The sequence below is a fragment of the Mesorhizobium sp. M7A.F.Ca.MR.362.00.0.0 genome (genome assembly GCF_004023175.1).
Lineage (GTDB): Bacteria > Pseudomonadota > Alphaproteobacteria > Rhizobiales > Rhizobiaceae > Mesorhizobium.
In genome coordinates, this window is the sequence record NZ_RZTF01000080.1 from 8,113 (window position 1) to 9,261 (window position 1,149).

Genomic DNA, 1,149 nt, shown 5'->3' on the forward strand with positions numbered 1-1,149 from the left:
AAAGCAGGCTTCCATGATCGAAAGTCGCAAACGGGAAGGAAAGCATCGTGCCCGACGATGCCGCGGCCCGGCACATCGCCGATCACGATGCCCCCCTTCCCGAATGGCGTCTTCAGTTGCTGCCCACGACGCCTTAGACAATCCGGGGACGCTACAGTTTGCCGGCTGATCCCGACTGGGATCGCGTGGTCCGCCGCGCCGCACGCAAGTCGAAGGATTTCAAGATTCTCGGTTCAAGAGCAGGAGATTTATACATGTACACCGATCCGATCAGGGTTTTCTGGGTGCCTGGATGCTCGGCCTGCGTCAAGACGAAGGAGTTCCTGACCAGTCTCGGCGTGCCGTTCGAATCCGTGAACCTGCTCGAGAACGAGCAAGGCGCAGCCGACCTCGCCAAGCTCGGCGCGAAGTCTTTGCCTGTAGTATCGCGCGGCGAGAAGTTCACCTTTGCCCAGTCGCTCGACCAGGTCGCCGAGTTCGTCGGCAGGAAGCGAGACGGCGTCGAGCGACTGCCGCCTGAAGAGCTCCATCGGCGCTGGCAGGAATTTCTCGCGGTAGCGAGATCACTGATCGTGGAGATTCCGATGGACAAGCTCGGCCACCATCCCATTCCGAACCGCCTGGAGCGAACGGTCCTTGGCCTTGCCTATCACATCTTCCAGATACCTGACGTGTTCGTCCGCAACGTCGCGGGAGAATTCGAGGATTGGGCGCACTACGTCAATCTTCCCGCGCCTGATGACATGAAGAACAATGCCGACATCCTTGCTTTTGCCGACGCATCGATCGCGACCCTGACGGGCTGGTGGGATGGCTTGCAGGACCGCGCCTGCCTATGGACCGTCCGGACTTATTATGGCGTGCGTTCGGGCTGGGAGGTACTTGAGCGCCAGACCTGGCACTCGGCGCAGCATACGCGCCAGTTGCAGGCGGTACTCGAAGGCTTTGATATTCCTCTCTCCAAGACTGTCGACGCGAAACTCTATGACGGTCTGCCGATGCCGGTCGCCCTCTGGGAATAGCGCCGCCGCGGTTGCCAACGACGGCCTCTCCCGCCATGCCAGCTGATGGCTACGTCGGACCGCTGCTTTTCGGAGCGGGCGCGAGGCAGCGGATAACCGAGGCGGGCGGGCAATACCGTCGAGCCGG

At 61.4% G+C, this 1,149-nt stretch carries 1 protein-coding gene; it reads left to right on the forward strand.

Annotated features, from left to right (window positions below; genetic code table 11):
- Window positions 1-254: 254 nt before the first annotated feature.
- Window positions 255-1,022 carry a glutaredoxin domain-containing protein gene (locus tag EOC06_RS13135; protein WP_128307957.1) on the forward strand — a complete coding sequence of 256 codons (768 nt, stop codon included), beginning with the start codon at window positions 255-257 and terminating at the stop codon, window positions 1,020-1,022.
- Window positions 1,023-1,149 lie beyond the last annotated feature (127 nt).